Source organism: Caballeronia sp. (assembly GCF_049581465.1).
Classification (GTDB): domain Bacteria; phylum Pseudomonadota; class Gammaproteobacteria; order Burkholderiales; family Burkholderiaceae; genus Caballeronia.
Genome location: NZ_JBAUSA010000634.1, coordinates 1 through 8,953 on the forward strand (window position 1 = coordinate 1; position 8,953 = coordinate 8,953).

9 protein-coding genes are annotated in these 8,953 nt (G+C 60.4%); 2 read left to right on the forward strand and 7 right to left on the reverse strand.

The window, feature by feature from the left end; all coding sequences use genetic code 11:
• Together WCA53_RS15375 and WCA53_RS15380 are read left to right on the forward strand one after the other, a co-directional pair.
• On the forward strand, positions 1-849 hold an 849-nt coding region (locus WCA53_RS15375), incomplete at its 5' end, for an alpha/beta fold hydrolase (protein WP_423911836.1).
• A 140-nt stretch (positions 850-989) separates the two neighbouring features.
• Entirely contained in the window at positions 990-1,721 is a 732-nt protein-coding gene (locus tag WCA53_RS15380; RefSeq protein WP_423911838.1) for a DeoR family transcriptional regulator, read from the forward strand.
• Between the two features lie 41 nt (positions 1,722-1,762).
• On the opposite strand, the gene WCA53_RS15385 is transcribed toward WCA53_RS15380, so the two are convergent.
• The 7 genes from WCA53_RS15385 to WCA53_RS15415 all read right to left on the reverse strand — a co-directional run.
• The gene (locus tag WCA53_RS15385; protein ID WP_423911841.1) at positions 1,763-2,839 is read right to left on the reverse strand and encodes an ABC transporter permease; all 1,077 of its coding nucleotides are present in this window, start codon (positions 2,837-2,839) and stop codon (positions 1,763-1,765) included.
• Complete coding sequence (locus tag WCA53_RS15390) at positions 2,836-4,374, reverse strand: sugar ABC transporter ATP-binding protein (RefSeq protein ID WP_423911860.1); 1,539 nt, start codon at positions 4,372-4,374, stop codon at positions 2,836-2,838. Before WCA53_RS15390 ends, WCA53_RS15385 begins: the two co-directional genes overlap by 4 nt.
• A gap of 67 nt (positions 4,375-4,441) precedes the next feature.
• Positions 4,442-5,446: an autoinducer 2 ABC transporter substrate-binding protein gene (locus WCA53_RS15395; RefSeq protein WP_423911844.1), complete on the reverse strand. Its 1,005-nt coding sequence runs from the start codon at positions 5,444-5,446 to the stop codon at positions 4,442-4,444.
• A gap of 121 nt (positions 5,447-5,567) precedes the next feature.
• Positions 5,568-6,599 (reverse strand): ABC transporter permease, encoded by a 1,032-nt coding sequence (locus WCA53_RS15400; protein ID WP_423911846.1) that lies wholly within the window; start codon positions 6,597-6,599, stop codon positions 5,568-5,570.
• A gap of 13 nt (positions 6,600-6,612) precedes the next feature.
• A complete protein-coding gene (rbsK, locus tag WCA53_RS15405) occupies positions 6,613-7,569 on the reverse strand; it encodes a ribokinase (protein WP_423911850.1) in 957 nt (318 codons plus the stop codon).
• A complete protein-coding gene (locus tag WCA53_RS15410; RefSeq protein WP_423911854.1) occupies positions 7,566-8,048 on the reverse strand; it encodes an RbsD/FucU family protein in 483 nt (160 codons plus the stop codon). Before WCA53_RS15410 ends, rbsK begins: the two co-directional genes overlap by 4 nt.
• Before the next feature lie 93 nt (positions 8,049-8,141).
• The coding region (locus WCA53_RS15415) for an aldehyde dehydrogenase family protein (protein WP_423911857.1) at positions 8,142-8,953 on the reverse strand (812 nt) is incomplete at its 5' end.

Here is an 8,953-nt window from a genome sequence, read left to right on the forward strand (position 1 = left end):
GACACCGGCCGGGCATTCCTCACTGCTGCAATGCGGCGCGAACTATTTGCACCCGGCCAACCGCTCGATGCAAGCCGCGACTACATCATCATTCCCGACGGACTAGGACGTGGCGGATCAAGCAAACCCAGCGATGGCCTCCGCGCGAAATTTCCGCAGTATGGCTACAACGATGTCGTTCAAGCACAGTACCTGCTTGTCACGCAGGGATTACACATCGATCATCTGCGCCTCGTGCTAGGTACGTCTATGGGAGGTATGCAGACATGGCTTTGGGGCGAGCGCTATCCGGACATGATGGACGGCCTGATGCCTATCGCGAGCCAGCCAATCGCCATGGCCGGTCGCAACGGGTTCTGGCGCCAGATGATTATGGATGCAATTCTGCGAGACCCCGACTGGAACGATGGCAACTACACGCTACAACCCATCCAGTGGCTGCGTGCCCTGCCGATCTATACGCTCATCACGAATAACGCCGCACGCATGCAAGAACTATCGCCTACGCCGGAGACCGCTACGTGGTCCTACGATGTGGCCGTCTATAGCAGTCGTCAATACGACGCAAACGATGTCCTGTACTGGTTCGAATCGTCGTGGGACTACAACCCCGAAGCCGCGCTCGGGCGTATCAAGGCGCAGCTTTTCGCCGTCAACTTCGCGGACGACCTGACTACTCCGACCGATCTCGATACCCTGCAGCGTCTCGTCCCGCGTATCCCTCATGGCCGTTTCGTCGAAGTGCCGGAGAGTAAGGGTTCCTACGGGAATCAGACAGTGGAGCATCCCGAAGTCTGGACACCTTATCTCAACAATTTGCTACAGACATTGCCTCCGGATTCGCACTGAGACAACACCTTCAAAACAAGTTCCAGCGAACCCCATACCCCGATGTAATTGAACGGCGTACGTTGTTATAATCTTCTCAATCTGCGACCCGAATATAACAACTAGAAACAACCGCACCTATTCCGCGAGTAACCCCTGGCATGACCAAGACCGAAAGACTGCGGGCTCTTTCCGACGCGTTGAGAGAACAGAGCGTGCTGCGCCTTAGAGACGCGGCGACGTTGCTGGATGTATCGGAGATGACGGTTCGTCGTGACATCGCTGCAAGCCCAGGCAACTTCACGTACCTGGGCGGCTATATTGTTCGCGCGTCTGACGTCCCGAATGCGGCGGGCTATACCATCGATGAAGAGAAGGATCATTTCGCCCAGGCCAAGGCGGAAGCATCGGCGGCAGCCGCGCAACTGCTGACCGACAACGAGACCATCTTTATAGATTGCGGCACGACACTGACCACGCTCGCACGGCTGATTCCCGCCGACATGCATTTGACGGTGGTCTGCTATTCGTTGAATGTCGCGGAGATCCTGCGGCGCAAACCCAATGTGCGAATGATTCTATTAGGCGGCGTTTATGCGGCGTCGTCGGATTCGTTTTCCAGCGATGAGAGTATCGAGACGTTGCGCCGCATGGGCATCAACAAGGCGTTCATGTCTGCTGGCGGCGTCGACGAAAACCGCGGCGTGACCTGCTGGAATTTTCACGAGGTGGCGATCAAGCAAGCGGCCATGGTCAGCGCGGTAGAGAGGCATCTGGTAGTGGACGCCAGCAAGCTGGGCAAGGTCAAGGCCGTCCGCTTTTCGCAACTCAGCGAATTTGATTCGTTGATTACGGAAAAGGGCCAGGTTCTACGGAAGACCCTGGCCCCTTAAGCTAGTCAATAAATCTTATGCAGCGCTGTTATGCGGCGCCGTTATGCAGCACGACGGCGCCCGAGTGCAAACAGCGTTCCGGCAACCAGGATAAACGCGCCAATAATTACCTTCTGCCACGTGGTGGGGACACCGATCAGGATCAGGACGCTGTTGATGAGCGTAACCAGCACAACGCCGAGCAGCGTTCCAACCACCGTTCCCGTTCCACCGGTAATGCGCGCTCCGCCAAGAATCACAGCCGCGATAACGTCCAGCTCCGTCCCAACCAGATCGAACGGATTGGCCAGCCGGTTCGTCGAGACGTGAAGAATGCCTGCGATGCCAGCCAACATGCCCGTATAACCGAACACGAATAAGTGAATGCTGCGCAGGTTATAACCGAGCCGTTCGGCAATCGGCAAGCTCCCGCCCATGGCATACACGCCACGACCCATCATGGTTCGATTAAGCAGCCACCACGTCACCACGGCTGCTATAAATAGCGCCAGCACCGACACCGGCAGAACCGCACGCAACCCGTCGCTCGTTTGATAGAAAAACAGCGGCAGGCGGCCGAAACTGTCCATGCTGTGCGGGATATTCATGAAGAACTGCGTCCCGACAAACGTCAGCAACAGTCCGCGATACAAATACTGCGTTCCGATCGTGACGATCAGCGAAGGCGCTTTCAACCGGTGCACCAACGCGCCGTTAATCAGCCCGAGCAACAGTCCGCCAACTGCACCCGCCATCAGGATCAAGACGAACGGTGCGTCCGGCCACCAGGCAAATACCGCCTTGGTGAGCGAATACATCGTAAAGGCCGCTATCGCCGTGAACGACACGTCGATACCCCCGGACGCCAGGACAACGAGCGTGCCGAGCGCGAACAACGACACAGTCGTGCCGGAGTGCAGCAAGTCGAAGAGTGTCGCGAACTGGAAAAAGCGCGGGTTCAACGTGCCGACAATCAGGCACGTCAAGAGGATCAGCCCGAGTGTGAACCACTCGGGGTTACGCGCCAGCCGCGCGGCCAGACTCAGCTTGTTCACCTTGGGCGCGACCTCGACCGGGGCCGGATGCAGCGATGACGCTGCCTGCGAAGACTGAGCAACGCGATGAATTGACTCGCTCATGCTGCCTCTGATAATAGTGCGTGATAAAGATCCGCTTCGGTCAACTGCTCCGCGCGATATTCGTTTGCGACGCGGCCCTTCTTCATCATCAGGATGCGGTCGCAATTCTGCAGCAGTTCAGGCAGGTCGTCGCTGATAAGGATAATGCCGATACCCTGCTCCGCGAGCCGCTGCATGATGCGGTAGATGATGTCCTTCGACCCCACGTCCACACCTACCGTGGGTCCGTGCAGGATCAGGACGCGTGGGTCGATAGCAAGCCAGCGGCCAATGAGCACGCGCTGCTGATTGCCACCCGAGAGCGACTGCACCGGCTTGTCCACATCAGGCGTTGCGATCTGCAGGTCCTTCACGGTGCGCTCGGCCAACTCATGCGCGCGACGCCGGTCCACTTGCCCGAAACGATCGCGCAAGCTTGAAATCATTGCGGTAATGACGTTGTCGCGGATGGATTTATCGAGGAAAAGACCTTCGTTCAGGCGGTCTTCCGGCACGTAGCCAATACGCTGCCACTTCGCATCCGACGGCGTCTTGAGACGCACGACCGACCCGTCCAGGGTCACGGTGCCGCTGTCCGAAGGCGCCACGCCTGCCAGCGCGCGGGCGAGTTCATTGCGGCCCGAATCCAGCAAGCCGGTGATGCCCAGGATCTCTCCGCGGTGGAGCGAGAACGAGACATCGGCGAACTGACGCGCACGCGACAAGGCTTTGACATCGAGTACGACCTCACGGCCGTCCATCACTGCGGCCTGCCGATATCGCTCACTGGACAATTGCTTGCCGGTCATCAATTCGCCAATCTGCGCCTTCGTGAAATTTTCAATCGGGCCTTGCGCCATCTTCTGGCCGTCCCGCAGGACAATGACCTCGCCGCCGATTGCGTAGCATTCGTCGAGCTTGTGACTCACGAACAGCACGGCGACGCCATCCGCACGTAATTTGGCCAGTACTGCGATCAGGTTATCGACTTCTTTCTGGGTCAGCGAAGTCGTGGGCTCGTCCATGATGACGAACTTCGCCTGGCTCGCAATGACCCGTGCAATGGCAACAAGCTGACGGGTTGCCAGCGGCAATTGCTCGATCAGCGTCGAGAGGAAATCGGCATCGCCGGGGAGCCCGACCGCTTCGAGCGCCTTCGCCGCGGTGCGCATCAGCGCGCGGCGGTCGAACGTGCGCCCGAGACGCCCGCTGTGCTCGGCGAGTTCGACGGTCAACGCGACGTTTTCCGCCACGCTCATGTTCGGGAGCAACGACAGGTCCTGATAAACCGTTTCGATTCCAGCCGACAACGATTCCAGCGGCGTAAGACGCGCATGATGCACGCCTTCGATCACAAGCTCACCCTCATCGGGAGGCTGTGCGCCGGAAATGATCTTGATCAGCGTGCTCTTGCCGCAGCCGTTCTCGCCCAGCAGGTGATAGATCTGCCCGCGTTCGAACGAAAGGCTCACGCCGCGCAGCGCATACACGCCCGTGAAACGCTTATGGATATCGACGACTTCTAGCAGCGGCGCTGTACTCGGAGCTGTACTCATCATTAGGCCTTGCAAACAGGGCGCGCATGACAGTCACGCGCGCCTTCCTACTTATTGAAAGTCAAATTCAGAACGAATACTGCTTGTAGTTGGTCTTGTCGACATCGACCCAGCCGGTGCCGCGCACGATAATGCCCTTGCCCGGTCCCTTGCTTACCGTGACCTTGTTGTATCCAACAATGCCGAGGTCCGCGCCGTTTTCAACCGTCTTGCCTTCGATCAGCATTTGCGCGATCTTGTTCATGGCGAGGCCTGCAAGCTTAGGATCCCAGAAGGCAATGCCATTGACCGCGCCGCTCTCGAGGAACTTGCCCGCTTCCGTCGGCAAGCCGGTGCCATACACGCAAATCTTCCCGACCTTGCCAGCTTCTTCCACCGCACGGCCGATGCCGATCACATCCAGCGACGACGAGCCCTGGAAGCCGGTCAGGTCCGGATGCTTGCGCAGCACTTCCTTCGCAACCTGGTAAGCCTGTTCGCCGTCGTTGTTGGTCTCAAGCTTCGGCTCGACCAGATCCATCTTCGGATACTTGGCCTTCGCGTTGTCGATACCACCGTCGGCCCACTGGACCTGCGAGCGGCTGCCGAGCGAGCCAACCAGCACCGCCCACTTGCCTTGCGCGCCCATGCACTTCGAGAGACGCTCGTTCAACCCCGCGCCGTACGCGGAGTTGTCGAACGCTTCGATGTCGACCATCGTGTTCTTCTCGTTGTCCGCTTCATGCGTGACCACCTTGATGCCGCGATCCATCGCCTTCTTGAGCGCGGGTTCGAGGGTTGGCGGATCGAACGGAACGACCGCAATCGCCGTGACCTTCTTCGCGATCAGATCTTCAATGATCTTGAGTTGCTGCGCCGCGTCCGCGCGTCCCGGTCCGGTTTGATAGGCGTTGATGTTTGGATTGTCCTTGGCGAATTCCTTCACGCCTTCGTCCATCCGGTTGAACCAGTTGATGCCAGTGACCTTCACGACCGTGACGATCGTTTCATTGGTCGCGGCCTGCGCGGCAGCAATGGCGCCGGCCATGAGCGCGACGGCGGTGAGTGCAGTAGCGATGCGGGTGAGTTTCATGCGTTGTCTCCGTTATGGTTCATATATGCTGCACATGAGTTCAGGTACTGCGGTAAAACATTTTCAGATCGATACCGGTGGCTTAGGTAACCTTCTCAGGCAAGCTTCCTAGTCAACCTTCTTAGGTAACCTTCTTAGGCACCTTTGAAGCGGGCGCTGCGCCGCCGAGCCCGAAGATCGAACGCACTCGTTCGCCACCCGCCAGCGCAAGCGACGCCAACAGCAGGAAGCCCCATGCGCAGTCGCCGAAGAACTGCGACACGCCGAGTAAGTTAAAGAGGCTCGACAGGAATTGCAGCACGGTCGCGGCCAGGAACACGCACGTGATCCGCCCGTAGCCGCCGGCCGGATTCACGCCGCCCATCACCGCAATCAGGATGGCAATCAGCAAATAAGAATTACCATAGTCCCATTTCGCGCTAGACGTATGCGTCGCGCTGATCAGGCCGGCGAGCGACGCGAGCACGCCGCACACGCCATACGTCAGGATCAGCATGCGGGCGCGGGGAATGCCCGCGTAGAACGCCGCCTTGGGGTTCGTGCCCATCAAATAGAGTCGCAAGCCGAACGGCGTGCGCTTCAATACCCAGCCCAGCAAGAGGACCGCCGCGACAAAAATCCACAGCGCGATGGGGACTTGCAAGAAGGTGCCGTTGCCAATGTCGGAGAGTGGATCGACGTACTCCACGCGCACCGATGCGCCGTTGCTAAGCACGACCGCAATGCCGGTAAACAGCAGCGACGTACCAAGCGTGCAGAGGATTGGCGTCAAACTCAGCCGCGCGATAATCACGCCGTTCAACAAGCCGCCCAGCACGCCGATTACGACCACGACGACCGCGAAGACCGCGGTATAGAGCGCTGGCGAGTTGTCGGCGGAGACGAGCATCGGCAGCACTTGCGCCGCGATCATCCCGGACAGGTTGGCGAGCGCCACGCCAGACAAGTCGATGCCGCCATTACCCGAGATCATCGACAGCATGATGCCGAGCGCCAGTAAGCCGAGTTCCGGCAACTGTCCGCCCATCGACTGAAGGTTGTCGATATCGACGAACTGGCCGTGTGACAAAGCGGTCGCGACAATCACGACCAGCAAGTTCACTATGACCAGGAAGTTGAGCTGCCGGTCAGCAAGTAGTTTCGGTGCGTTCATGGATGCGCTCCGCTCATGAAGGTTGGACCGATAAAACCGTGGACCCCGCGCTTTCACTCAGCACCGCTTCGATCTCCTCACGCTTGGGCATGGAAGGCGCGGTGCCAGCGCGTGTCACCGAGAGGCTTGCGAGCGCGCAGCCAAAACGCACGGCGTCAAGCGCAGCTTCGCCACGCGCAAGCGCCGCTGCGAAGCCGCCGGTAAAACCGTCGCCGGCTCCCGCTGTCTCGACCACTGGCCCGCATTTGAAGGCCGGCACGAGGACCGATTGATGGCGCGTATGAAACAGCGCGCCTGCTTCGCCCAGCGTAACGATGACCGCGCGAACACCCTTCGCGAGCAAAGCGTCGGCTGCGCGACGCGCATCGTCAACGGACGCGATCGCGATGCCGGTCAGCGCCGTGGCTTCGGTCTCGTTCGGTGTGATGTAGTCGCATAGCGGAAAGATGTCGTCGTCCAAATGCAGCGCAGGCGCCGGGTTGAACACCGTCGTCACGCCGTGCCGACGCGCAAGCTCAAGGCCGCGACGCGCCGCTGGAATGGGTTGTTCCAGTTGCGTCACGAACACCGCCGCCGCCGCAATGTCGGACTCGATCGCTTCCACATCTTGCGCGCATAAACTGCCGGCTGCGCCCGCCGCAACGATGATTGCGTTGCCGCCGGTCGCTTCGTCGACAAAGATATGCGCCGCGCCCGTTGCCATGTCGTTCATGGATACCGCACGCGCCGTGATGCCTTCCGCGGCCCAGGTCGAGCGGGCGATGTCGCCGAACGCATCGGCGCCCAAGCGCGTGCAGAAGATCACGTCTGCACCGGCGCGCGCTGCGGCCACGGCCTGATTCGAGCCCTTGCCGCCCGGGCCCATCGCGAATGCGGAACCGGCAATGGTCTCGCCCAGGAGAGGCATGCGACTGGCCCGAAACGTCAGGTCCGTCACATAGATGCCGAGAACCACGACGCGGCCCTTCACGACCCGCTCCTTGCGGCGGCGGCCGGCGCATCGGGCGCGAGGTCCACGCCCTTCTTGAAGATGAAGCAGCCATAGCCGCGCGCTTCGCCGGTCGCGATCACGCAATAGGCCTTTTTCGCGCGCTCATAAAATGCGAAGCGCTCGATGGAGGCGAACGGCGTCGAGCGGCCTTCAGCAGCGTCTACTTCGATTTGCGCTTCGCGTTGCACGGCCGGAAGCGTGGCCGCGTCGCCGACCACTTCCATGCGCTCGGCGGGATGATCGACGAAGCTGTCGAGCGGCAACACCGACAAGACCGCGCGGATCGCACGCGGCGCATCGGCGCCGTCCAGACGCAGGACGTGACCCAGCACCGTCTGGCGCGCGACCGAATCGGCGGGAAAGTTGGCGTCGCAGATGACGACTTCGTCGCCGTGACCCATCGCGCACAACGCGTGCAGGATATCCGCGTGTAGCAGCGGATCAATATTCTTCAGCATTCTGTCTCCTTCATGCCGGGCACCTCGCTCGCCTGGACGAGCCCGGTGCCCTTCAAGTTTTCATCGAGTCCCGGCTACCCTTGCCTGTTCGGCTCAGTCGCCGTACGGAATCCAGATGTTCTTTACCTGCACCGCCTGACGCAGGAACGGCAAACCTTCGCTTGCGCTGTCGAACCAGTCAAAGGCCCGGCCATGGTCGACAAACGTGCGCTTGAGGTTACCGACCGATTCACGCTCTGCCATCGCCGATACTTCCGCGCCGCCGAAGCACCAGAGCGCGTCGACATCGTCGTGTTTCGCAAGCGTCTGGGCCAGCGCGTGACGCTCGCCCGTCACGATGTTCAAGGCGCCCGCCGGCACATCCGACGTCTCGACAACCTGATACAGGTCGGTCGCCATCAACGGACATGTTTCGCTCGGCACCGCCACTACGCGATTGCCCAAAGCAAGTGCGGGTGCAATCAGCGAAACCAGGCCGAGCAAAGGTGCTTCATCCGGACATACGACGCCGATCACGCCAATCGGTTCGTGCATCGCGAGCGCGACACCGCGCAACGGTGGCGAATGAATAGCGCTATCGTACTTGTCGGCCCATGCACCGTAAGTGAACAAACGCGTGATGGACGCTTCGACTTCACGCGCGGCCTCGGCGGAAGAAACGCCCGTCCTGGCAACCAGTTGCCGGGCGAATTCCTCCGCGCGCGTCGAAAGATTCTCGGCGAGGTAATACAGTACCTGAGCGCGGTTATGCGTGCTCGCCTGCGACCACTTTCCAGCACTGCGTGCGGCGGCGACGGCATTGCGCACGTCCTTGCGATTGCCCTCGCCGACTTCGCCGACGACCGTCCCGGACGGTGCGCGCACGAGTCGCGTATAACCACTGTCCGGACGTACCTGCTTGCCGC